Origin of the sequence: Leptolyngbya sp. GB1-A1 (genome assembly GCF_039962475.1) — a bacterium.
In the GTDB taxonomy this organism is placed as follows: Bacteria; Cyanobacteriota; Cyanobacteriia; order Elainellales; family Elainellaceae; genus Leptolyngbya_A.
Map to the genome: position 1 here is coordinate 233,643 of NZ_JAMPLI010000005.1, position 21,574 is coordinate 255,216.

Annotated in this window: 21 protein-coding genes and 1 pseudogene; 10 read left to right on the forward strand and 12 right to left on the reverse strand. The window is 51.4% G+C overall.

Features of this window, described 5'->3' with window-relative positions; genetic code table 11:
- Positions 1–66 precede the first annotated feature (66 nt).
- Both NDI45_RS07835 and NDI45_RS07840 read right to left on the reverse strand, forming a co-directional pair.
- Entirely contained in the window at positions 67–690 is a 624-nt protein-coding gene (locus NDI45_RS07835) for a DUF2231 domain-containing protein (RefSeq protein ID WP_190793307.1), read from the reverse strand.
- Entirely contained in the window at positions 687–1,184 is a 498-nt protein-coding gene (locus NDI45_RS07840) for a DUF2231 domain-containing protein (protein WP_190793306.1), read from the reverse strand. Before NDI45_RS07840 ends, NDI45_RS07835 begins: the two co-directional genes overlap by 4 nt.
- A 247-nt stretch (positions 1,185–1,431) precedes the next feature.
- Between NDI45_RS07840 and NDI45_RS07845 the strand changes: the two genes are divergently transcribed.
- A complete protein-coding gene (locus NDI45_RS07845) occupies positions 1,432–2,112 on the forward strand; it encodes an SDR family oxidoreductase (protein ID WP_190793305.1) in 681 nt (226 codons plus the stop codon).
- Positions 2,113–2,324: 212 nt separating this feature from the next.
- Here NDI45_RS07845 and NDI45_RS07850 read toward each other — a convergent pair whose 3' ends face one another.
- Together NDI45_RS07850 and NDI45_RS07855 are read right to left on the reverse strand one after the other, a co-directional pair.
- Entirely contained in the window at positions 2,325–3,113 is a 789-nt protein-coding gene (locus NDI45_RS07850; RefSeq protein ID WP_190793304.1) for an SAM-dependent chlorinase/fluorinase, read from the reverse strand.
- Positions 3,114–3,128: 15 nt separating this feature from the next.
- A complete protein-coding gene (locus NDI45_RS07855; RefSeq protein ID WP_348246956.1) occupies positions 3,129–3,761 on the reverse strand; it encodes an NAAT family transporter in 633 nt (210 codons plus the stop codon).
- Between the two features lie 602 nt (positions 3,762–4,363).
- On the opposite strand from NDI45_RS07855, the gene rdgB reads away from it, so the two are divergent.
- Entirely contained in the window at positions 4,364–4,978 is a 615-nt protein-coding gene (gene rdgB / locus NDI45_RS07860) for an RdgB/HAM1 family non-canonical purine NTP pyrophosphatase (protein ID WP_348246957.1), read from the forward strand.
- On the opposite strand, the gene NDI45_RS07865 is transcribed toward rdgB, so the two are convergent.
- Positions 4,975–5,313 (reverse strand): P-II family nitrogen regulator, encoded by a 339-nt coding sequence (locus NDI45_RS07865; RefSeq protein ID WP_190792127.1) that lies wholly within the window; start codon positions 5,311–5,313, stop codon positions 4,975–4,977. The two genes, rdgB and NDI45_RS07865, sit on opposite strands and share 4 nt — an antisense overlap.
- Positions 5,314–5,611: 298 nt before the next feature.
- Between NDI45_RS07865 and NDI45_RS07870 the strand changes: the two genes are divergently transcribed.
- Complete coding sequence (locus NDI45_RS07870) at positions 5,612–6,052, forward strand: secondary thiamine-phosphate synthase enzyme YjbQ (RefSeq protein ID WP_190792128.1); 441 nt, start codon at positions 5,612–5,614, stop codon at positions 6,050–6,052.
- A gap of 9 nt (positions 6,053–6,061) precedes the next feature.
- Here the strand turns inward: NDI45_RS07870 and NDI45_RS07875 are convergent, their stop codons facing one another.
- A complete protein-coding gene (locus tag NDI45_RS07875) occupies positions 6,062–7,921 on the reverse strand; it encodes a chloride channel protein (protein WP_242067346.1) in 1,860 nt (619 codons plus the stop codon).
- A 573-nt stretch (positions 7,922–8,494) separates the two neighbouring features.
- Here NDI45_RS07875 and rpsB point away from each other — a divergent pair.
- From rpsB to recG, 4 genes are all read left to right on the forward strand, one after another.
- Positions 8,495–9,280 carry a 30S ribosomal protein S2 gene (gene rpsB, locus NDI45_RS07880; protein ID WP_190792130.1) on the forward strand — a complete coding sequence of 262 codons (786 nt, stop codon included), beginning with the start codon at positions 8,495–8,497 and terminating at the stop codon, positions 9,278–9,280.
- Positions 9,281–9,610: 330 nt separating this feature from the next.
- Positions 9,611–10,273 (forward strand): translation elongation factor Ts, encoded by a 663-nt coding sequence (gene tsf / locus NDI45_RS07885; RefSeq protein WP_190792131.1) that lies wholly within the window; start codon positions 9,611–9,613, stop codon positions 10,271–10,273.
- Between the two features lie 184 nt (positions 10,274–10,457).
- Positions 10,458–11,540, forward strand: coding sequence for a hypothetical protein (locus NDI45_RS07890; RefSeq protein WP_348246958.1), 1,083 nt, complete (start codon positions 10,458–10,460; stop codon positions 11,538–11,540).
- A gap of 20 nt (positions 11,541–11,560) precedes the next feature.
- Positions 11,561–14,110 carry an ATP-dependent DNA helicase RecG gene (recG, locus tag NDI45_RS07895; protein WP_348246959.1) on the forward strand — a complete coding sequence of 850 codons (2,550 nt, stop codon included), beginning with the start codon at positions 11,561–11,563 and terminating at the stop codon, positions 14,108–14,110.
- A 7-nt stretch (positions 14,111–14,117) separates the two neighbouring features.
- Here recG and NDI45_RS07900 read toward each other — a convergent pair whose 3' ends face one another.
- The gene (locus NDI45_RS07900) at positions 14,118–15,068 is read right to left on the reverse strand and encodes a DMT family transporter (RefSeq protein WP_190792134.1); all 951 of its coding nucleotides are present in this window, start codon (positions 15,066–15,068) and stop codon (positions 14,118–14,120) included.
- A 131-nt stretch (positions 15,069–15,199) separates the two neighbouring features.
- Entirely contained in the window at positions 15,200–15,916 is a 717-nt protein-coding gene (locus tag NDI45_RS07905) for a LuxR C-terminal-related transcriptional regulator (protein WP_348246960.1), read from the reverse strand.
- Positions 15,917–16,051: 135 nt separating this feature from the next.
- On the opposite strand from NDI45_RS07905, the gene NDI45_RS07910 reads away from it, so the two are divergent.
- Together NDI45_RS07910 and NDI45_RS07915 are read left to right on the forward strand one after the other, a co-directional pair.
- On the forward strand, positions 16,052–16,768 hold the full coding sequence (locus NDI45_RS07910; RefSeq protein ID WP_348246961.1) for a DJ-1/PfpI family protein: 717 nt from the start codon (positions 16,052–16,054) through the stop codon (positions 16,766–16,768).
- Between the two features lie 24 nt (positions 16,769–16,792).
- Complete coding sequence (locus NDI45_RS07915; RefSeq protein WP_348246962.1) at positions 16,793–17,161, forward strand: hypothetical protein; 369 nt, start codon at positions 16,793–16,795, stop codon at positions 17,159–17,161.
- A gap of 27 nt (positions 17,162–17,188) precedes the next feature.
- Here NDI45_RS07915 and ybaK read toward each other — a convergent pair whose 3' ends face one another.
- Positions 17,189–17,665, reverse strand: coding sequence for a Cys-tRNA(Pro) deacylase (gene ybaK / locus NDI45_RS07920; RefSeq protein WP_348247025.1), 477 nt, complete (start codon positions 17,663–17,665; stop codon positions 17,189–17,191).
- A gap of 178 nt (positions 17,666–17,843) precedes the next feature.
- On the opposite strand from ybaK, the gene NDI45_RS07925 reads away from it, so the two are divergent.
- Positions 17,844–18,956: a pentapeptide repeat-containing protein gene (locus NDI45_RS07925; RefSeq protein ID WP_348247026.1), complete on the forward strand. Its 1,113-nt coding sequence runs from the start codon at positions 17,844–17,846 to the stop codon at positions 18,954–18,956.
- A 16-nt stretch (positions 18,957–18,972) separates the two neighbouring features.
- On the opposite strand, the gene NDI45_RS07930 is transcribed toward NDI45_RS07925, so the two are convergent.
- The 3 genes and pseudogenes from NDI45_RS07930 to NDI45_RS07940 all read right to left on the reverse strand — a co-directional run bounded on the left by NDI45_RS07930 (position 18,973) and on the right by NDI45_RS07940 (position 20,932).
- Positions 18,973–20,115 (reverse strand): alpha/beta hydrolase, encoded by a 1,143-nt coding sequence (locus NDI45_RS07930; RefSeq protein ID WP_348246963.1) that lies wholly within the window; start codon positions 20,113–20,115, stop codon positions 18,973–18,975.
- 124 nt (positions 20,116–20,239) lie between these two features.
- Positions 20,240–20,325: pseudogene (locus NDI45_RS07935) on the reverse strand (nucleotidyltransferase); the annotation flags it as partial.
- A gap of 232 nt (positions 20,326–20,557) precedes the next feature.
- Positions 20,558–20,932, reverse strand: coding sequence for a hypothetical protein (locus tag NDI45_RS07940; protein WP_348246964.1), 375 nt, complete (start codon positions 20,930–20,932; stop codon positions 20,558–20,560).
- Positions 20,933–21,574 lie beyond the last annotated feature (642 nt).

Sequence of the window (21,574 nt, forward strand, 5' to 3'; positions counted from 1 at the left end):
GACAATTTAAAGAGCCAGTTAGAAAAGCAATTAGAAAACCAATCAGAGAACCGGTTAGAAAACCAACTAGAGACCCAGTAGCTCAGAGGGTTCAATGTTGTTGGGATCGATTCCCAGGTGCAGCATTTGATCTGCCGTAACGTGAATCCCAAATTCACCGCCCAAGTGCGCGCCCAGCGTTCCCTGAATAAACATCAAGCCAAAGACCAGTAGCCCCACTAGCAAATAGCTCCACTGCACCTGTCGAGCCATATCTTTGCGCCAGCGGAAACGTTGAAAGCCCCGCCAAACAGTCATGCCAACAATCAATGATAGGATTGTGACCCCACCAAACCCGTGGGCGATCATGGTTTCGAGCGCCTGAAAGCCCCAGGTGCTTTTCACGTCGGCGAGCGGCACTGCCAGGGAAATTTCAAAAAAGCCTGCAGCCACAGTAAAGAAGGTGATAATTGCAGCAGCGATCATGTTGTACCAGCCGACATCAAACAAGCCCGATCGCGTTGCCGGAATTGCGAGCCACTTAAACACAGGCTTTTCCACCGGAAATAGCGCAGCGACAATATCAAAAGCGATCGCTACTATAAACAGCCCCAGCGTCAGGTGAACAAACAGGGGATGAAGTGGAACGGGGTAGGGCAAACCGTTGATGCCAATCCGATCGCCCCACTGTTGAAGCAGTTCGGGATTCATGTTAGCCCTCCTCGAATCGCATCCACAACAGGAACCGAGTGCAAGCCATACACCCAGGCGAGCAGCGTTCCCAGGTAAGCCTGAACCGTGACCAGGGCAAACAGCACGACACTTGCTCCCATATAAGCAACAGGCAATTTGGGTTTATTTTGCAGCCGCAGCACATAACGCCATCCAGTAATTCCTGATAAAATCGCCGGAAGCGTCCATCCCAAAACAGTATGCGCATTGAGCGTTGAAGCAGATGCAGCATAGGGTTCTGCCAAACCTGCCTCGATCGAACCAAAAATAACGGCAATAAAAATAGAGACGGTTGCAAAGGCTAAATTCCACCAACTCACTTCATACAAGCGAGAGTTTTTGTTGAAATAAGCGATGAAATCGCAAAGAACAGCAAAGTACACCATCGCGATCACAAAATGAATGACGATCGGATGGATGGGATCAGGATAAGGGAGGTTATGCTCGTTGAGCGGTGGAAGGTAGTTAAACACGGGATCTCACAATTGCCTGATGCAGCAGAGGTCAGAACGGGGTTTAGTTTTGAATAACCAATAAGAGCCTAGTGTTTTAGTCCCTTAAGCCCCTGCTTGGAGGGTATCCATATCCTTACGATCGCTTAATCCATCTAAAGAGAGAGAAAAAAGGCAGCGCAAGGGGTTTACCCGGAGTTTACATTGCCGATTTAACGGTAAAAATTCGGTAGATTAGGGATAGTGTGAGTCGCGAGGAGATTAAACGATGTCTGGTGCTACGTCTGGTGCTGTGTTTTTGGCGGGGGCAAGTCGAGGAGTCGGGCGGGAAGTTGCCCAACGATTAGCGAAGCAATCCCAACCTGTCGTCGCCCTGTTGCGATCATCTGCCGCTCAGGTTCAGCTTGAAGCTTTGGGGATCAAGACGGTCATGGGAGATGCCCTCAATCCGGCAGAGATAGAAGCCGCGATGCTGAATCAGCCCATCAGTGCCGTGATTAGCACGATCGGCGGTCAACCCCCGGAAGGACAGCGATCGGACTATTTAGGCAACAAAAACTTGATTGATGCTGCCATCAAAGCTAACGTTCAAAAATTTATTCTGATTACGTCGATCGGCGCAGGTAAAAGCAAAGTAGCTCTGCCGCCTCATGTGCTGGAGGCACTCGGACCTGTGCTTGCCGAAAAAGACCAGGCAGAACAGCACCTGCTCAAAAGCGGTTTAACCTACACAATTATTCGACCGGGCGGACTGCTCTCCGAGCCACCTTCAGGGTCGGGCATTTTAACCCCGGATCACACGATCGCTGGGTCAATCACCCGCGGAGACGTGGCAGAGCTGGTTTGTCGGTGCCTTTCGTCCGATCGCGTCACTAATGCAATTTTGTCGGCAGTCGATCGGCAGCGGCTCTCGGTACAGCGCGAGATTGATGTGATTTATCCTGATTGAATCCTTGTAAGCACAAGGTAGGCACATAAGCATAAGGTAAGCGCAAGAGATTGAAGTGAGCACAAATTGCTTGTACAAACTCCTTGGTCAGTCCAAACTCCTGGTGCTCACAAATGGTGCTTACAAAACGCTAAACGGCTCCGGCTCTCCTTCGTCTCGCTGTAAAAGAGAAAACCCGGTAGAAGCGAAAAGGGGCTGGGAGATGAGGAGGGTCAACCCAACAGCGCGATCTTCTGATTTACTCTTGGTCTGCCAAACCGCTCCCAGGCACTTCCACCCCGCAGGAACAGCTCCATCCAGCGCAGCGTTCTACCCTCTACTGTTTTCCAGCCAGAGCTACCTGGTGCAAACGCAAGCGTACCTTCGGGAACGCGGAAACTGCCGTCTGAATAGATTGCATCGCTCACCACATCGCCAAGTCGAATCGCAATTTTGGTCTCGGTGGGTAGCGAAATTGTGTCTGCGGGGATCGTGGTTTTAATGTTGCCGTAGCCGTCAATCCAGGCAATGCGATCGAACGGCACATCGGGAATTTGATCGGGTTTCAGCACATCGCCTAACACGCTCAAATCATCCTGAGCAATTGCCGCAGCCGCAGGCGGAAACACATCCCGCGATCGAAACTGAGAACCGCCCCGCGACACATCTACCGTATGTAATCCCTTTGCCTGCGACTTGATAAACGACAGTGTATACCCCGCATTCACGCCGACCACTTTCACCCCGTTGGGCAGCAACGCATAGGTTAAGCCTTCGCCTTCGTTGTCGCGTCGGGCTTCGGGATCATCCTGCCGGGGAGCGCAGTTGTGATAAATCAGGCGATTCGCTGAGCCAGGATTGAGTCCAAGCTGAGCAATCCAAAATCCGGTCGCCAGGGTGCTAAAGGGCGGCACGGAAAGATCGTGTATTTGCGCTTGAGGCAGTGCCATCAGCAACCGCTGCTTAACTTCTGCAAAGGCAGGATCTCCGGTTCCGTAGTCCGCAATGAGGGTAATAAACATAGGGATGCCTAATCTTTAACGAACCATTGCCATTTTGATTGCAGCCGTTGCGCCGTCAGTAATGTATTGCACCGCTAAAGCAGCAAGCAAAATTCCTAGGACGCGGGTTACGACATTAACCCCGGTTTGCCCTAGCATTTTAGCAAGCTGCTTTGATAGACAAAAGAGCGTGTAGGCAATGAAAAGCACAAAGGCGGCGATCGCCAGAATCACTACCACACCAAAACTATGATTTTGCACACTCCGATCGTTCGTTAAAATCAAAACGCTTGCCAGAGTTCCCGGTCCTGCCAACAGCGGAATCGCCAGCGGAAAAACGCTGATATCTTCCCTGAGCTGTGCCTCCTGCTCTTCCTCTTCCGTCTCGCGCTCCCGATGGGCAAATACCATGTCTAGCGCAATCTTGAGCAGCAGCAGCCCCGCCGCTACCTGAAATGCCTCGATCGTGATCCCCAGATAGCGCAGTAGCCAGTTGCCAACCAGCGCAAACACGAGCAGAATTACCCCAGCGACTAACACTGCTTGACGGGCAATCCGAACTTGCTGAGCCGCCGAATACTTGCCAGCCAGCGTAATAAAGATCGGCGTTAGCCCGACCGGATCAATCACCACAAACAGCGTCAGAAAAGCTTTAACCAAAAATGCCATCTGCTTCAGGAGGGTTTCCAGTACAAAGAAATGGGACTAGAAGGAAAATTGAAGCGTTTACCTAGTGCAAACCTAAATCCGATCGCAGCGAACTTCTTGCGTCTCACGGCTGATTTTGAGTTACAAAGTAGCAAAAATCAGTTTCATCCTGTAGTATTTCTAAACTTCGTTGAGAAAGTCGTGAGGAATGGCTTTAGTCGTTAAAGTTCGAGATAGGGTAAACGAAATGGTTACACTTAATCACAAGCTGTTTGCCTGTCTCAATCAACAGACAGGTAAATCGGTCACGGTTAGCCAGAATGACTTTTAAGCGGCTGATTCAGAAGACGACGCCGCTGCTGATTGAAACTGGAAGACGCAATCTGAAAGACACAATTCAGAAAGCGCAAAAAAACTAGAATCTGATGACTATCTACGGCTTCCCAGTTCATGAGGATTCACGAATTAAGATTCACGAACAGGTCATCATGAAGCAATTTTGCACTGAGATTGAAGCCGCGATCGACAAACCGCTTTAGAACAAATCGCAATCGATTGGCTAGAAGCAAATGCGATCCCCTATGATCCCCAATAAGACCTTTCAAGAACCGCTTCTCTTTGCTATGACTCTTCTCGTCGTTGCCACCAGTAATCCCGGTAAGTTAACGGAAATGCAGGCATACCTCACCGATCCATCGTTGCCGTGGGAGCTGAGCCTGAAGCCCAAAGCACTGGAAATCGAAGAAACCGGAACCACCTTTTTAGAAAATGCCTGTTTGAAAGCGTCTCAGGTGGCAAAAGCTTTGGGGCAATGGTCGATCGCCGATGATTCAGGCTTGATGGTCAATGCGCTAAACGGCGCACCGGGAATTTACTCTGCCCGCTATGCTGATACTGATGCCGATCGAATTGCGCGGCTTTTGCGAGAATTAGACCATCAGCCTGATTCTCCTGCAGGAGGAACTGCTTCGCATCGACAGGCGCAGTTTGTTTGTGCGATCGCGCTGGCACGTCCCGATGGATCGATCGCCCTGCACACCGAGGGGATTTGCGTGGGAGAAATTATCAGCGCGCCGCGAGGTTCAGGCGGCTTTGGCTATGACCCGATTTTTTACGTGCCGGAAGCAGGCATGACTTTTGCTGAAATGCCCCCGGAACTGAAACATCGCGTCAGCCACCGGGGGAAAGCATTTGAGGCACTCTTGCCTCAGCTTAAAGAAATCAACCCGGAATCTTAAATCGCTTCCTGGTTCTTTTCCCCTGTCCGAATTCGCACAATTTGATCGACAGGGGAGATGAAGATTTTACCGTCGCCGATTTCCCCAGTTCGTGCAGCCGAGATGATTTTGTCTACCACCATGTCTAGCTGATCGTCTTCGACAACGATTTCAACTTTTAGCTTTTGCAGAAATTCAACCGTGTATTCAGAGCCGCGATAGCGTTCGGTTTGTCCCTTCTGCCGACCAAAGCCGCGTACTTCAGAAACCGTCATCCCAACAATCCCGGCATTCACCAGCGCGATCTTGACTTCATCAAGTTTAAAAGGACGAATGATTGCTTCAACTTTTTTCATGGACTTTGTAAGCTCCCTTAGTTCTTAGTGCATTGCAGGCTGGGTTGCCTGACTGTTTCTATCACCGCTACCAAAAATAATTTTGTAGTATAAGCTACGGTTTGCTTAGCGGAGACAATTCCTCTTATTTTCTACTGAATAATCTGCGATTCATGAGGCGATATACAGCTTTAATCAATTTCAATTCTCCTTAAAGCAGCACTGAAGTAAAGCTCAATATCCGATTTCATTTTCAGCACATTCCCCTCAGAATATTAGAAAGCAAGCTGTCCAGTGCATTCGCGTGAGGAACGAGGCGATGGCGATCGTCAATCACATTATTGAACTAGAAACCACAGCCGGAATCGAAGTGTACGACATTACGGCACACATTCAGGCGATCGTTTCAAAATCGAACCTTCAAAACGGACAGGCGTTAATCTTTTCGCGCCACACCACCACCGCTTTAGCCATCAATGAATTCGAGCCGCGCCTGATGCAGGATGTGAAAGCCTATCTGCGAAAACTCGCTCCCGAAGCCGATCCCTACCTGCACAACGATCTGCACCTGCGCCCCAACATTCCCCCCGACGAGCCAGTGAACGCCCACGCTCACTTGATGGCAATGACGCTCAGCACCAGCGAGATTGTCCCGATCGCAAACGGCAAGCTGACCCTGGGAACCTACCAAGCGGTACTGCTGTTTGAGCTGGATGGTCCAAGGCGGCGATCGGTGTTTTGTCAGGTTTGGGGGGAGTGAAGGAGTCAATTAATTCAGCAAGGCAAGTGCTTCTGGCTGGGGAGGGCCGTATTGTTCTAATACCTGGCGGGTTTGGGCGAGGCTGGCAGCAAGATCGATATCTGCCTGGGTTAGGAGTCCGATCGCCTGCTGGGGATGATCCCGATCGACAACGGGAAGCTGATGCAGTCCTCTGGTGGTCATGCGATCGGTGGCTTCCGTCAGGGATTCATCGGGATAAGCGTAGACCATTTTAGTGGTGCAAAGATCAGCGATCGGCTGCTGTAATAGCATGATGCGGTCTTCAGCAGATTTCGATCGCGTCACTATGCGGGTAATGTCATTCAGGGTGAAGATGCCGACAAGCTGATTCTCAGCGTCAATAACCAGGGCACTGTGACAGCGATACTGGACAAATTGTTGGGCGGCGATCGCCAGGGTAAAATCGCTCCTGAGCTGAAGCGGAGCCGGGTGCATGACGTCTGCAACGGTGAGGCGAGACACATCAGGATGGAGAACAGCTTCAACAGGTTCATTCTGTGCCGCGTTGTCAATCACGACTTTCGGCTCCAAATATTCAGCCGTCCAGATGCTCAAGCCTACTGCTGCCATCAGAGGCAACACAATCCGGTAATCGTTGGTGAGTTCAAACAGCAGCAAAATTGCCGTCAGCGGGGCACGCACACTCGCCGCCAGAAATGCCGCCATGCCCACCATCGCATAAGCCGGAGGAGAAGCCATGTAGTCGTGCAGCATCGGTAAGCCGATCGCCAAAACCTTCCCGTAAACTGATCCCAGCGATGCCCCCAGGAACAGCGCAGGCGCAAACACCCCGCCCACAAAGCCACTGCCAAAGCTAATCGCCGTCATAATCAGCTTCATCACTAGCAGAGCTACCACCAACGGAAGCGGAAACTGCACGTCTTGCAGCATCGACTCAACGGTTTCATAGCCCACGCCCAAAATTTGCGGCAGCTTCAGAGCAACCAACCCCAGCACGGCTCCGCCAATGACCGGATGGAACGGTTGGGGAATTTGACCGATCCATTCCAGTCCGGCAATTTGCCCCTGAAAGCAGCGTTGAGACAGCCGCAGGGCGCGAATGTGAATCAGCGACAGCAGACTTGCCAGCAGCCCCAGTCCAACGTACAGCGGCAGTTCCAGCACACTTCGCACTTCGTAGGCGGGCAACGTGAACGCAGGCTGTGCCCCCATTCCAATTCGGGCAATCCACGCCGCTACGACCGCCGCCAACAGCACAACACTCGCCGCCGATGCTGCAAACGTAGTGCCCATGACGACTTCCAGCGCAAAAAAGACTCCGGCGATCGGTGCATTAAATCCTGCCGCCAATCCTGCCGCCGCCCCTGCACTCAGCAACAATCGCCGCCGCTCCTGCGATACCTGAAGCACTTGCCCCAGCAACAAACTAAAGTACGCTCCAATTTCCACACTCGGACCTTCTGGACCTAGCGATGCCCCACTCCCCAGCGAAATCGAGGCGGCAACCATCTTAGTCACGGGATTAATCAGCAGCAGCTCGCGGCTTTCCTGGACCACTTCTACCAGCGTGGTCAGTCCCGGACCAAAATCCTGCATTCGCCAGCGCATCAGCCCCACAATCACCCCACCCAGCAGGGGAATCAGGGCGATCGTCCAGTGTCCCCAGATTGACAAAAAGCTGGACACCTCGCCAAACATCAGATCATGGGTCCACTGAATCAATGCTCGAAACAAAACTACCCCCGCTCCCGCTCCTGTTCCCACCAGAACCGCCAATAGCAATACGATCGCCTCTGGGGTGGGCTGGAGCTGTTTGAGGAATTGTTTGAGCGGTGGCGGTTCAGGCGTAGCAGCAGACGGGCGTAGATGCCCCTCGGATTCAGTCATGGGCTTCATCGGACATTGGGGCAGGGTTGAGCGGCAAAGTCAGGGAACTAGATCGAGCAACTTTAAGCAGGACGAATTCCTGAAGCAGGCGATCGAGGTACAGCGTTCTTACTAAACTAAACGAATCAGCCTAAATGAATCAGCAAACAAATAAGCAAAAGCAGGACGCACCCCAGCAGATGCGACACCGATCGGAGAATAGCAATATTCTTCACTCTATTTTGCGTGATTGGGCGGCAGAATAGGTTGTTCTCTAAGCCACTTTCTGACTTGCATCTGAGGTTTTTTTATCAGGTTTCCTCAACTCTAAAATTAGGGTGAGATCCGTACCTTAGCGCAGTCTATTCTTCTGCCATAAACGGGTTGCGCCTGTGCTAACCTAGTAGAGTTGTCAAAAATTCACACATTCAGTATTTCGGGTGTTTTTGCGCTGTTTTCGTCTGCCCAAGCTCATTCTTCCTTAGAAATAAGTGACAGAGAAATAAGTCATAGCGACGATTACCTCTTCGAGAAACTGCGAAGCAAGCGGCAAAGATACAACTGGATGGCGGATTAACCCGAAAGGAGAAAATCATGCCTGTTGTTTCATTGGCTCAATTATTAGAGTCAGGGGTTCACTTTGGTCATCAGACACGTCGCTGGAACCCCAAGATGGCTCCCTACATCTACACGGCTCGAAATGGCGTTCACATCATTGACTTGGTGCAGACCGCTCAGCTGATGGAGGAAGCGTACACCTACCTCCGCAATGCGTCGGAGCAAGGCAAGCGCGTTCTGTTTATCGGTACAAAGCGTCAGGCAGCCGGAATCATTGCTCAGGAAGCAAGCCGCTGCGGTGCGTTCTACGTCAACCAGCGTTGGCTGGGCGGAATGCTAACCAACTGGACAACGATCAAAACCCGCGTCGATCGCCTCAAGGAACTGGAGCGCAGACAGGAAACGGGCGCACTCGATCTGTTGCCTAAAAAAGAAGCGGCAGTGCTGCGGCGTGAACTCGAAAAGCTGCAGAAGTACCTCGGCGGCATTCAGGGAATGCGGAAACTGCCCGATATTGTGGTTCTGGTAGACCAGCGGCGCGAATATAACGCCGTTCAGGAGTGCCAGAAGCTCGATATTCCGATCGTCTCACTGCTGGATACGAACTGCGATCCCGATACGGCGGATATTCCGATCCCCGCAAACGATGACGCGATTCGATCGATCAAGCTCATCGTGGGCAAACTGGCAGACGCGATCTATGAAGGTCGTCACGGTCAGCTCGACGCTGAAGAAGACTACGAAGACTACGAAGGCGCAGAAGAAGAGTTCGAGTACGACGAAACCGAGCTTGTCGAAGAAGAAGAAGAAACAGAAGCGTAATTGGCGCGGGACAGGGTGAGAGCAGAATCTGTCGTGTGTGTTGCCGAAGACTTGCCTTATCCTGTCTCTTTTCCGGTAGGTTTATCTGTGAGCGATCGTTCTGGAGATGAACTCAAGAGGGTGTTTGAGGGGTGTTTTAGGTGCTATATTGCCCCCCAAATTCCTAATGCTAGGGAACTTTGAAACCCCAGGGGTCAGTAGGCTCTCCTTAGCCTTGGGAGACGAGGGGCGGTTCGGAGCGCAGACCGACCGAACAGCTTTCTGAGGCATCTCACAGAATGAATTATGCAAATCTCATCCAAAGCATATCTAGTTAGGAATTGAAGCATCATGGCGGAGATACCAGCAAAACTCGTCAAGCAATTGCGCGACAAGACGAACGCAGGGTTCGGTGACTGCAAGAAAGCCCTGGAAGCCACCGATGGCGATATGGAAAAGGCGATCGAATGGCTCCGTCAAAAAGGGATTACAAAGGCAGAAAAAGCTTCAGGCAAGATCACGGCTGAAGGCTTGGTCGGCAGCTATATCCACATCGGCGGACGGGTTGGCGTTCTGGTCGAAGTCAACTGCCAGACTGACTTTGTGGCGCGAAACGAAGAGTTTCAGGGATTGGTGAAAGACATTGCCATGCAGATCGCCGCTTACCAGAACGTAGAGTACGTCCGGGTAGAAGATATTCCGCCAGACGTGATCGAAAAAGAAAAGTCGATCGAAATGGGCAAAGACGACTTGGGCAATAAACCGGAAGCCGTCCGCGAGAAGATCGTGGCAGGACGGATCGAAAAGCGGTTGAAAGAACTGTCGCTGATGGATCAGCCCTATATCAAAGACCAGACGATTACAGTGGGCGATCTGCTGAAGCAAAAAATCGCCAGCATCGGCGAAAATATCCAGGTGCGTCGCTTTGTCCGCTATGTGATGGGCGAAGGCATTGAAAAGAAAGAAGAAGACTTCGCCGCAGAAGTGGCAGCGCAAACAGGTGGAAAGGCATAAGCCTGAGCCTGGGTTCTGATTTGGCGTTCTGATACGGATTGGGCGATGGGCGATCGAGAAGGTCATTTTCTCCGATCGTTCGTTGCCCATTTTGCTTTGCCCTCTAAAAGCAGAACCGGGTGAGGGCAGTGCTTCTGAAAGAAATCGCTATCCTGGAAAGCAGAAAAGGGGAAAATAAGGATCGATGGTGAGAAGCCTTAACCAGATCGAACAGGAGATGGCAGCCCTCCAGCAAGCGGTTGCATCGATCGCAGAAGAATTTCATGATGCCTATGGTGAATACCTGGACGCGCTGGGACAGGCAGTCCGGCAGCAGCTCATTCTGGCTTGCTATCACCTCTGCACCCATGGCTATCCCGAAGCATTTCTCAGTCTTACGTTTAATCAGCGACAGGAACTTCAGCAAAGGCTGCGACAGTTAGCAAAGCAGGCACAGACGGAAATGAGGAGTGTGCTTCAGCCGATCGTGCCGCGTGATTTGTCGGGGGAAACGGAAGAGGAGGAACTAGAAGAGGGGGACGAAGGAGAGGAGGGGGATGAGGGAGATGAAGAAGACGAAGGAGACGAGGAGCTAGAGGAATCGATCGATCGGGTTGAGATGGGAACTGACCAGGCATTTCTGATAGGTGCTTCTGATCTCGATTTGCCCACTGCCCTTCGATTCCTTCAAGCTGCCATGCAGCCCGACCCAGCCAAAGTAGCCGACGCCCAGCAAGATTCTTCAGAGGATAACTCCCCAGATTCCCCAGATTCCCCAGATTCCCAATTTGAAAACGAACCTGACGACGAGCAAGACGACGAACCCCCGATCGAAGACCGACCGCTCACGCCCAAAGACCTGCTCTACTGGCAGCACAGGCTTGAAGAATCAGTGATGGAAATGCTGTATCACTGGTCCCATGCGACCAACCGACTGCTGTATCGAGCTGAGCTGCTGCCCCGTCAGCTTCCAGAACCACTTTTGGAAGTCGCAACCAAAGCAGAACTTAGTGCTGAGACAACGGCAAGTCTGCCTAATCTGCTGAGCCTGATGATCGAAACTCGATCGGAAAGCAGCAAACGACCGAGCATGACTACGATTACTGCAGTACGGCTGCGGCTATCTGAGATAGAGTTTTCCAATGGAAGTTTGAGCGTGTGGCGATCGCGAATTCGTGAACTTTCTGCCCGACTCAGTAAGATTGGACGAGACTATTATCAAAAGCAAAAAGAGCGCTCGACCGCGCAGGCAGAAGCCGCATGGCGATCGAGCTGGTATGAGGACTAGCGGAGTCAGTAACGCAGACTATGGATTGGCTCAGACTGCAAAAAGCACTCTCAGTTGAGGCGGAAAACGGGTTTAATGATTTGCGGGGCAATCAGTATCGCTTCAGCGAATTTCTCAGCCTCAGCCTGAATCAGCCGCCGACCGGATTGCCCGTGGCAGAGCGCAGGCGGTTTCGCGAGATCGCCGACCAGTTTACGGAATACACCGACCTGTCATTTTCTCAACGTCAGCATTTAATTGCTGAGGCACGCCGTTTGCTGCACAGTGCCCGCAAGCAGGTCGAGCAAGCTGAGTTAGCTTCGATTCCTCCCAGGGGAGAACTGCAAAGCATTGCTGCTGCGCCATCTGCTGCTGAGTCCAATGGCAAAACGACCAGCCCTGCTTCCAGTTCAGAATCTGCGGCAAAGTCAGGCGGTCAGGCGGTTAAAGCTCCACGTACTGTGCCGCTGGTCAGTTCCGATCGCAAAGGCAAAATCGCCCTCGATCAGGCAGTGACCTACCTACCGGGAATTGGCCCGAAAAACAGCGAAAAGCTGGCAAGGCTGGGCATTGATACGGTGCGCGATCTGCTGTTTTACTATCCGCGTGACCACATTAATTATGCGCGTCAGGTCAATATTCGATCGCTGGAACCGGGCGAGACCGTGACGCTGGTTGCCACCGTGAAAAGCTGCACCTGCTTTACCAGTCCTAAAAACAAGAAGCTCACCATCTTTCAACTGACGGTGGCAGATCACACGGGACGACTCAAGCTCAGCCGTTTCTTTGCCGGAACTCGCTATACCCGTGGCTGGCAGGAGCAGCAAAAGCGAATGTATCCACCGGGAGCCGTGATTGCTGCTTCGGGCCTGGTGAAAAAAGATAAGTATGGAGCAACGCTGGAAGATCCGCAGATTGAGGTAATGGATCATTCGGGGGCGTCGATCGATTCACTGAAAGTCGGGCGAATTGTGCCAATTTATCCGCTTACCGATGGCGTAGAAGCCGATATCGTGCGGAAGGCAGTCGTTGCAGCGTTACCCGCCATTTCCCAGATTCAAGATCCGCTGCCCGATGGCTTGCGGCAAAAATATGAGCTGATTGAGCTGAAAGGGGCGATCGGCTCGATCCACTATCCGGCTGATGAAGCGGCTCTGAATGACGCCCGCCGTCGTCTGGTGTTTGATGAATTTTTCTATTTGCAGCTCGGATTACTGCGGCGCAAACAGCAGCAAAAAAAGGAAACGACTGCCACGCTTGCCCCCACCGGACAGTTGATCGAGCAGTTTTACGAAGTGCTGCCCTTCCGCTTCACCGATGCCCAACAGCGCGTCGTCAACGAAATCCTTACCGATCTGCAAAAGCCAACACCGATGAATCGACTCGTGCAGGGCGATGTCGGATCGGGAAAAACAGTGGTGGCAGTGGTGGCAATTCTGGCAGCGATTCAGTCGGGATATCAGGCAGCGTTAATGGCTCCCACCGAAGTTCTGGCGGAGCAGCACTATCATAAGCTGGTGAGCTGGTTTAACCTGCTGCATTTGCCTGTCGAGCTATTAACCGGATCAACAAAGGTCGCGAAACGGCGCAAACTGCTCGCTGAGCTATCGACTGGAGAATTACCCCTGCTGGTGGGAACCCATGCACTGATCGAAGACCCGGTACAGTTTCAGCGATTGGGCTTGGTCGTGATCGATGAGCAGCATCGCTTTGGCGTGGGACAGCGAGCAAAACTTCAGCAAAAAGGCGATTATCCCCATGTCCTGACCATGACAGCAACGCCCATTCCCCGCACTCTGGCTCTGACGCTGCACGGAGACTTAGACGTAAGCCAGATCGATGAACTGCCGCCCGGACGCAAAGCGATTCAAACCACGGTGCTGACGGGACGCGATCGCAACCATGCCTATGAACTGATCAAGCGGGAAGTCGCGCAGGGACGGCAGGTGTATGTAGTGCTGCCGCTGGTCGAGGAATCAGAAAAACTCGATTTGAAGTCGGCGATCGAGGAATATCAGCACTTAAGCGAAGGGGTCTTTCCTGAATTCTCGGTGGGACTGCTGCACGGGCGCATGAGTTCGGCAGAGAAAGATGAGGCGATCGGCAAATTTCGCGATAACGAAACCCAAATTATTGTCTCAACCACGGTCATTGAGGTGGGAGTGGATGTTCCGAATGCCACAGTCATGCTGATCGAACACGCCGATCGCTTTGGGCTGTCCCAGCTTCACCAGCTTCGCGGACGGGTCGGCAGAGGCGGCAATCAATCTTTCTGTCTGCTGATGAATACCTCAAAAAATCAAACAGCAGCTCAGCGGCTCAAAGTTCTGGAGCAATCTCAAGACGGCTTCTTTATTTCAGAAATGGATCTGCGTTTTCGTGGACCTGGTGAAGTGCTGGGAATGCGGCAGTCTGGCTTGCCCGATTTTGCCCTGGCAAGACTGGTGGAAGATCAAGACGTTTTGCAGGTAGCCCGTGACGCAGCAGAAGCCGTGATGGAAAGAGATGCTTCGCTGGAACGCTGGAGCCTGATGAAAACCGAGCTGGAATATCGCTATCGCAAGCTTCTGGGCGGCATGATTTTGACCTGAATTTCATCTAACCCTGCTTCTCAGACTTGAGTTCTCGACTGAGCAAAGCCACACTCAGCGTCACAGTCAGCACACCCATAATCTGAATGCCGTTTAGCGTTTCCTGAATTGTTAACCAGGCAAGCAGAGCAGTGAGAGCCGGATTGGTCGCAGCTACGATCGCTGCCGCCGTCGCACCCAGATAGCGAATGCCAAAGTTATTGAGCAGGTGACCGCCGAAGGAAACGATCGCCGATAACAACCCCGCAATCCAAAGAGCCGTCCAGGGTAATGACTGACTGTGAAAGTTCCACAGCAGCAGACTCATCCCAGAGAGAATCATTGTGGTTCCAAAACTGATCCAGGTGTAGGAAAAAGGATGAATCCGCTCGAAGCTCTTTTGGGCAATTACCGCGTAGAAAGCATAGGTGATACCCGACCCTAAGCCGGCAAGAATACCAATTAAGCTCGATCGATCGATTTGAGCATTGATCACAGGCATGGTGAAATAGCTGCCAATCAGCACAATACCCATCACAATCCAGCTCAACCGACTGGGACGATTGCCAAACCACCGCCAAGACAACAACGCAGTAAAAACAGGATAGGTAAAAAACAGCGTTAGTGCGATCCCGGTAGGAATTGTACCGATCGCAATATAAAGCAATGCCAGATATAAAAACATCAGCATCCCGCCACCCAGCGATTGCCAGAGTAGAGAACGATTCGATCGATCGCCAAGGTGACGCAAATCAGACCAGATGCTAGAGTGCAAAACTGGAGCAAACGAGGACGTTAAAGGCATCACGAGCAGCGTCCGCATGAACATGAGCAGAAACGAACTCGGCAAGGATGGGGTGACAAAACCTCCTGTTGTAAAAAGACCTAAAATATCATGCTCTTTAAACAGGACTCTAACCAGAACGTTTTGAAAACAAAAGAAAACAGAAGATAATAAAACAATCAAAAAACCAAACATTCATTTACAGCCCTGTTCAGGCAATTGAAGGACAGACAATTGAAGGACAAAAGATGGGGTGCAGGGGCGGAACCTGTACGGGGAGAAAGCCCCCACAACCCCCGTACCTTATGGGAGTAGAAAACGCTGTATCAATCTCTCCACAAAATATCTCGCAATTTCGCCACCATTTCTGTTCGTGCAGAAACCTCTAATTTTCGAAACATCCGCTTTAAAGCTTGCTTTACCGAATTTTGAGTAATCCACAGCTCTGCTCCGATTTCTGCATTCGTGAGTCCCTGCGCCACAAGATTTGCGATTTGAATTTCTCTTGCGGTCAGGCAGTTCAACTTTGAATTTGAAGCGATCGCAGGTCTTCGCAGTTCAGCAAGGCAAGCTGACAAATGAGTACACACTGCGCCCAGGTTTGCTAAATCCTGTGCATTAAAGGCAGGAGTTTCCCCTACACGCGCAAAATGAACCGTGCCAATCAAATGACCACGACCCACGATCGGCCCCGTCATGATATGTTCGTGATCCTGCTCGGCACAGCATCTTTGATACAGTTCACTCTGTTTCCAGCCTCCCGCGGGTAAAACGATCGCTTCATGGGCTGGCGCATGATACTCAAGCACATATTTCAAAACAGGATCAACCGATCTACCAATCTTTTCATACTGTTCCACGAAGCGATCAGAAACCCCTTCGACATCCACACTTGCTAGCTGATCCTTATCATTTAACAGATAAATTCCCCATCGATTCGCTCCAAAATAGTTGCTCACTCCATCCATAAATCGATGTCGCAGTGCTTGTTCAGTGGGTGCAGTTGCGATCGCTTGAAAGAGAGAATGGAGGGAACTGCCCATAATTTCACTAAAACAATTTCGCTCAAAGTGTACCCAAGTGAGGACTAGCAAAGGTAAACGCTGCTTCTTACGATCGTTCCATCATATTGAATTTCAGACAAATTGACCTTCAAATTGAACTTTAAAGGCGGAGCGATGACTCAACTGCATATCGGCTTTTTAATCTATCCTGATGTCGTTCAGCTTGATGTTCTGGGAGCGTATCAAGTTCTGGCATTTCCACCTAATACGCAGCTTCATTTGATCTGGAAAACGCTCAAGCCAGTGACCAGCAATGAAGGTTTGACGCTGATTCCTACTGCAACCTTTGAGAATTGTCCTCCTCTGGATGTCATTTGTGTTCCTGGCGGTGGGCTTGGGCAGGTTGAAGTCATGAAAGATCCAGAAGTTCTCGATTTTTTGAAAGCGCAAAGTTTAACTGCCCAATATGTGACGAGCGTCTGCACTGGCTCAATGATTTTAGCGGCGGCGGGATTGTTACAGGGCTACAAAGCAACCTGTCATTGGGCATTCCGCGATCAGCTTGCGATGCTTGGGGTAGAGGTTGTCCGCGATCGCGTTGTAATTGACCGGAATCGGCTGATAGGTGCGGGGGTGACATCTGGGCTTGATTTTGGCTTGACGCTGGTGAGATTGCTTCACGGAGAAAAGACGGCGAAAGCGACGCAGCTGATGATGGAGTACAAGCCTGAGCCGCCGTTTGATGCAGGCACACCCGAAGCCGCAGGCGCAGAAATCGTAGAATCATTAGTGCAGTTTGGCAAACCGCTGCTCGATGCGTTTCTGGCGCAAACCAGAGAAACCTCAGCCCAACTGAAACTAAGCAGGCTCAGCAAGCAAACCGAAGTGTAGTAGCAGGTTTACGCAGGGTCGAAGGTGCTGCTGCTGATTGCCGGATTGATGGTAACGGCGTTAGGGCATTTCGACACGGTCATGCAGACTCTTGCCAGCCGGGATCGCGCCTCGGAGTCGCTCTGCTTTTACTATGAACGCTTCACCTGGAACCATTCCTGCATCCTGGATCCGACGGTCCGGAATCTGTCGAAAGTGCTGCCGGACGATCGCTTTCTGGGGCTTCTGTTGAGTGCGCTGTTTGGCTATACACAGCAGCTTTATCAGGTGCAGGCGATCGCATACATCCTGTTTTTAGCAACGGTTGGCGGCATTTATTTTCAGAGTTTAGGCGGTCGAATGTTCTTTCCAAAGTTCAAACTCAAAGCAAAGCGCAGCGATGTTCGCAGCTAATTTGCAGCTAATTCGCAGTTAAAAGGATTACGCTTTGTCCTGAGCGATCGCCCCGATCGTGCCGTTAACCGCTTGCAAATAGTCAGCAGGCGATAGAAAAATCATCAGTCCGCGCATTCCAGCAGAAACCGCAACCTGATCGAATAAATCGATCGTTTCATCGACATAGACAGGGTAAGGCTTTTTGCACGCCAGGGCAGTTACACCGCCCCGAATATACCCAGTCAACGGCTGCACATCCTTTAGCGGCACAGGTTCAGTTTTACGATTGCCGCTTAGCTTTGCCAGGGCTTTAAGGTCGAGATGAGCATTGCCCGGAATCACGGCAAGACAAATTCCAGTGCGATCGCCTTTGGTCACGAGCGTCTTAAACACCTGTTCCGGCGGCAGATTAAGCTTCGCGGCAGTGCTTTCGGCGGCGAGATCTTCAGGATCAACCTCGTAGTTTAAAAGCTGATATCCAATTTCTAAACTGTCAAGAATCCGCACGGCGTTTGTTTTCATTTCACCTTCTTGCGCTCCTGCTCGCTTCGCAATTCCTTTTGCATTCGCCATTCACAGCCCACTACAGGCAATTTTTGCAGTCGAATACACTGGCGGTTGGTCTTTCCGATTGGCTATGATCCAGACGGTTTAGTGAGTTTGTCTCTTCATCCTCCTGCCCGCCAATCCTGTGAATCCTATGCGCCGATCGTCACTAACGCCCTCTACCTCGTCTACTTCGCCGCCCGATCGTCCTCCCTGGTACAGCCACATTTCTGCAGGACTCCGAATCAGGCTCAAAGTGTGGCGCGGCAAAAAAACCTTTGGCGGCGCAAATTTGCAGGGCGTTGATCTCAGCCGAGTTGATTTTATTGGAACGCTACTGCTATGGGCAAACTTTGGCTGGGCAGTCTTGCTATGGCTGCAATTGACCGAGGCAGGCGTTGCAGGCGTCATTCTAATCTGGGCAAACCTGCTCTGGACGATTCTGGTCTGGATCAACCTGCGAGAAGTCATGCTCAAGGTAGCCGTTCCTCGACGCGGCAGCTTTAACCTGCCAATTCTAATTGGCATCGGCTTAGTTTGGGCAACCCTGATCTGGGCAATGACGATCGCAGCACAGCCAGGGAGAACGGCGATCGTCTGGGCAAATCCCAATATCTTGTTTCTTCTATGGGCAATTTTGAGCCGGGTCGATCTAAGCAATGCCGATTTGAGTGGGGCAAATCTGAGCCATGCGAACCTGAGCCGAATTGATCTGCGCGATGCCCACCTGAACCGATCGAATCTGAGAAATGCCAATTTGCGAGAAGCGATTTTGCGCGGAGCGGATCTGAGTGGAGCCGACCTGAGTGGAGCAGATCTCACAGGAGCCGACCTGAGTGACGCTATCCTTCCTGGCGTAGACCTGAGCGATGCTGAACTCAGCGATGCGATTCTCAGCGATACCGATCTGCGGGACGCGAGCCTTTGCCGGGCCAATCTCACTGCCGCAAACCTGAGCTGGGCAAAAATCAATCGCGCTAATCTCAGCGATGCCAATCTAAGCTGGGCAAATCTTAGCCGTGCCAGGCTCAAAGAAGCGACCCTTAGCGGAGCTGACCTCAGCGGAGCCGATTTTCGTGAAGCATTGCTGCAAGGCGTAGATCTGGATCAGGTGGATCTGGGCGTGGTACTGGTGAAAGGCGCAAGATTCAACAAAAACCCCGGATTAACCCACAGCGACCGAATTAATTTGAAGGCAAGAGGCGCGATCCTGGAAGATCTGCCAGGCGGCTGGAGCGGGCGATCCACTCAGGAATCTATCTCCTGAAAATACAAACCCTTGCTTATGCCTTTAAGCTCAGGCAGGCACGACTAAACGACTGAACAATTTCTGCAAACTGAGCATTGCGTTCCATCAATGCCATGTGCCCACCCGGAGCGATAACACTCAGCTCTGCCCCAGGAATGGCCTGACTCATTCGATCGCTGGCAAACCGTCGAGTTGCAATATCCGACTTGCCCACCACAACCAGGGTTGGAACTGAGATAGTGGGAAGCGTCTGGGTCTCTTCAAACTTCAACATGGCCAGAACGCCGCGCGCCAAAATTCCTGGCGGTGCTTTGATGCCGATCAAACTGGAAAAATTAAGCTGTCCGCGTGTTTCCCTGCCCGTAAAGCCAGAAATCTCGGTCGTTAGCAGCGTTGAACCGTTCAGATAGCTCAGCCAGCTTGTCAACCACAGCACCGGAGAAAAGACGATCGCCAGATGCAGCAGTGGTTCGAGCAAAGGCTTTTGCAGTGCCAGCAGCAGCTTGCTCAAAGTCGTTGTTCTCAAGGGATTTGTATAAGTGCCGTCTACCAGAATCAAACCTGCCACGCGATCGCCTAACCGTTCTGGAAACAATCGGCTAAAAGTCAGCAGAATCATCGCGCCCATACTATGCCCCAGCAAAATCACAGGCTGATTCCCCGCCGCCTCGATCACCGCATTCAAATCACGCGCATATTTCTCCAGCGAATAGTCTCGATTCCGCGGCTTGCGAGATTTGCCCAAGCCTGGAAGATCCCAGGTAATCACGCGAAACTGCTCGGTCAACTGCTTCTTGGCGTAGTACCAGACCGTGCTATCCGGTCCCCATCCATGCGTCAGGATGATCGTTGGCACAGGATACGAAGCCGTTTCCGCCGTCGAGAAACCAGGCTCATAAAACTCCACCTGAATCTCACTGCCGTCTGGTCGAGAAAGTCGCTGAACCCGATCGCTGCGAAACGGTTTCGGTTCATCGCGCCCGGCACGGTGCAGCAGCAGAATCGGCAGCAAACCTAGAAACGACCACACCAACATTCCCACTCCCAGGTATAGCCAGCGATCGCTCACCAACTCTCCTTCATGCCACTGATAGAGAATGTATGCCCCACCTCCAAGTATGAAAACGGACAGCACACTAGACAACAAACGAAGTATGAAGTCGATCGGCATAAACATAGCGAACTTCCACCTTCAGGCGCGACAAATTAAGCCGAGACTAAAGGAAAAATCGGGGCGATCGTAACCCTCTCAGGATAGGCATAAACGGAGTCTTCAGCGATTCTCAAGGTGCCGGGAGAATGTAGGTAGGATGAGTATCTGGATGAAATCTCACCATCACATCAATATCGCTATCGGGGTGATGTTGCATAGAACGGAACGAAACAGGGCAAGTTCTGTTACCTGCCTAAAGCATAAGCTTTGCTAGTCCTCGTTATAGCGGCTGAAGTGCTTTGCGCTCCTGGATAAATTCAAAGCGTCTAGATATCAAAGACTAACAGATAAACTCCAAGAACCGTCTCCACTGAGGGTTTGCAGCAGAACGTTCCGCTTCACCTGCCGCAGCATACTTCTCACTCTTAGCAATTAACCCTACTGTGGTCGGTGTGCAAGCAGATGGTTAGGCGCTGCCCCGTTCAGGTCGCCCACGCCCAGCACGCTGAAACAGCCAGGCTGATCCGGCAAACAACGCGATGAAGAACCCATTTAGCACCAGGATCTCTGCCGGTCCGCTCCACGGAAGACCTAACCTTGCGATTAGCGCGATCGCAGCAACCAATGCCTGAGCAATCGCCGTCGCGACCAACGCACGTGCCATCCCTTGGGGTTGGAGGCGCGCGATGATGGCACCGATAATTCCGACAGCGAGCACCCCGAAATACATCAGGTTGGCGGGATCGCCGTCCTTCCCGATGATGCCAACGCCAAGGCTTAGCCAGACGAGGATGAATGCTGCCGCGAGCGCAATGCCGATGGCAAACCAGTACGCGGTCATGTTTATACGTGTTCGCATGAGCGCGTCTCCAATGTGATGCTAGGCTCCAACATGCAATAAAAATTTGAATTCATTCCGATCGCCTTAGCAATGTTTACTAATGAAAGCAGTTACCTTTTTATGACTGAGCGCGATATTTGATGAACACATCAATTGTGTAGAAGCTTTGCTGTGAGGCATCCCCAAAAAACTGTTCACTACAACCCGCTCCCACTAGTAGAACGTATTTCAGGAAAGTCAGTTCCTCAAAAACATAGTTGCCAATAGTCACTAACCGATCGGCTTGCAGTCACGCCCCACCAAGGGTCGGCGGCACAACGTTTGAGCTAACCGGACGGAAACAAACTTTGCAGCCCAACACGTAATCTATACCCTGTTCCGGTTCAGCACAATCTTGTAGAGCGAAGAAATAAGTGTTCTTAACGAAGAATTATGTGTCAAGTCCGTGTGATCCTTTCAATTCAGGCTTTGCTAAGGTTTGAAGCTTCTCTTAAAAATTCCATAGCTGAAATAAGCTATAGGAACAAACCTTTAGATACCCAATGCGTCCTTCCTTTGGAAGTTGGAAAGAGTTAAAAACTCCTCTGTGACCTTTAATTCTTCGTTAAAGACACTTATTTCTTCACCCTACGCTAGCTCACT

Bases quoted from the DNA above. Each gene is read 5' to 3' on its own strand.
- rdgB (WP_348246957.1), top strand. From the start codon at position 4,364: ATGACTCTTCTCGTCGTTGCCACCAGTAATCCCGGTAAGTTAACGGAA.
- NDI45_RS07910 (WP_348246961.1), top strand. From the start codon at position 16,052: ATGACTCAACTGCATATCGGCTTTTTAATCTATCCTGATGTCGTTCAG.
- NDI45_RS07870 (WP_190792128.1), top strand. From the start codon at position 5,612: ATGGCGATCGTCAATCACATTATTGAACTAGAAACCACAGCCGGAATC.
- NDI45_RS07905 (WP_348246960.1), bottom strand. From the start codon at position 15,916: ATGGGCAGTTCCCTCCATTCTCTCTTTCAAGCGATCGCAACTGCACCC.
- NDI45_RS07925 (WP_348247026.1), top strand. From the start codon at position 17,844: ATGCGCCGATCGTCACTAACGCCCTCTACCTCGTCTACTTCGCCGCCC.
- NDI45_RS07850 (WP_190793304.1), bottom strand. From the start codon at position 3,113: ATGTTTATTACCCTCATTGCGGACTACGGAACCGGAGATCCTGCCTTT.
- NDI45_RS07855 (WP_348246956.1), bottom strand. From the start codon at position 3,761: ATGGCATTTTTGGTTAAAGCTTTTCTGACGCTGTTTGTGGTGATTGAT.
- NDI45_RS07930 (WP_348246963.1), bottom strand. From the start codon at position 20,115: ATGTTTATGCCGATCGACTTCATACTTCGTTTGTTGTCTAGTGTGCTG.
- rpsB (WP_190792130.1), top strand. From the start codon at position 8,495: ATGCCTGTTGTTTCATTGGCTCAATTATTAGAGTCAGGGGTTCACTTT.
- NDI45_RS07900 (WP_190792134.1), bottom strand. From the start codon at position 15,068: ATGTTTGGTTTTTTGATTGTTTTATTATCTTCTGTTTTCTTTTGTTTT.
- NDI45_RS07845 (WP_190793305.1), top strand. From the start codon at position 1,432: ATGTCTGGTGCTACGTCTGGTGCTGTGTTTTTGGCGGGGGCAAGTCGA.
- recG (WP_348246959.1), top strand. From the start codon at position 11,561: ATGGATTGGCTCAGACTGCAAAAAGCACTCTCAGTTGAGGCGGAAAAC.
- tsf (WP_190792131.1), top strand. From the start codon at position 9,611: ATGGCGGAGATACCAGCAAAACTCGTCAAGCAATTGCGCGACAAGACG.
- NDI45_RS07835 (WP_190793307.1), bottom strand. From the start codon at position 690: ATGAATCCCGAACTGCTTCAACAGTGGGGCGATCGGATTGGCATCAAC.
- NDI45_RS07940 (WP_348246964.1), bottom strand. From the start codon at position 20,932: ATGACCGCGTACTGGTTTGCCATCGGCATTGCGCTCGCGGCAGCATTC.
- NDI45_RS07890 (WP_348246958.1), top strand. From the start codon at position 10,458: ATGGTGAGAAGCCTTAACCAGATCGAACAGGAGATGGCAGCCCTCCAG.
- ybaK (WP_348247025.1), bottom strand. From the start codon at position 17,665: ATGAAAACAAACGCCGTGCGGATTCTTGACAGTTTAGAAATTGGATAT.
- NDI45_RS07865 (WP_190792127.1), bottom strand. From the start codon at position 5,313: ATGAAAAAAGTTGAAGCAATCATTCGTCCTTTTAAACTTGATGAAGTC.
- NDI45_RS07875 (WP_242067346.1), bottom strand. From the start codon at position 7,921: ATGACTGAATCCGAGGGGCATCTACGCCCGTCTGCTGCTACGCCTGAA.